The following is a 289-nucleotide window of genomic DNA, read 5'->3' as shown; positions in this document are numbered from 1 at the left end:
GCAGGCCAAGGAAGTGCGCGCCTGGGCCAAGGAGCAGGGCATTGAGGTGCCGGCTCGTGGGCGAATTCCGGCGGAGGTTCTCGAGAAGTACAACGCCGCCAACTGAACACATGCAGGACGAAGGCCCCAGCTCGTGGAGCTGGGGGCGGTGTCAAGTCGTGGAAGCAACGAGTAGTCGGTTGAAGGCTTCGCGTGGGGTGAGGTACCCGAGGGTGGCGCGGGGGCGGTCGTTCATTTCTTCCGCGATGGCGGTGAGGTGGGGCTGGTGGGTTGTTATCTGGGTGCCTTT

1 protein-coding gene and 1 pseudogene are annotated in these 289 nt (G+C 64.0%); one reads left to right on the top strand and one right to left on the bottom strand.

The genetic code is table 11. From position 1 onward, the window contains the following. Nucleotides 1–13 precede the first annotated feature (13 nt). Nucleotides 14–106 (top strand): Lsr2 family DNA-binding protein, encoded by a 93-nt coding sequence (locus D9V41_RS18630; RefSeq protein WP_279432371.1) that lies wholly within the window; start codon nucleotides 14–16, stop codon nucleotides 104–106. 45 nt (nucleotides 107–151) lie between these two features. Here the strand turns inward: D9V41_RS18630 and D9V41_RS18705 are convergent. Further along, nucleotides 152–289 (bottom strand): annotated as a pseudogene (locus D9V41_RS18705) (IS30 family transposase); the annotation flags it as partial.

The sequence above is a fragment of the Aeromicrobium phragmitis genome (genome assembly GCF_003674095.1).
Taxonomy (GTDB): domain Bacteria; phylum Actinomycetota; class Actinomycetes; order Propionibacteriales; family Nocardioidaceae; genus Aeromicrobium; species Aeromicrobium phragmitis.
This window is presented reverse-complemented; position numbering and strand designations above follow the sequence as displayed.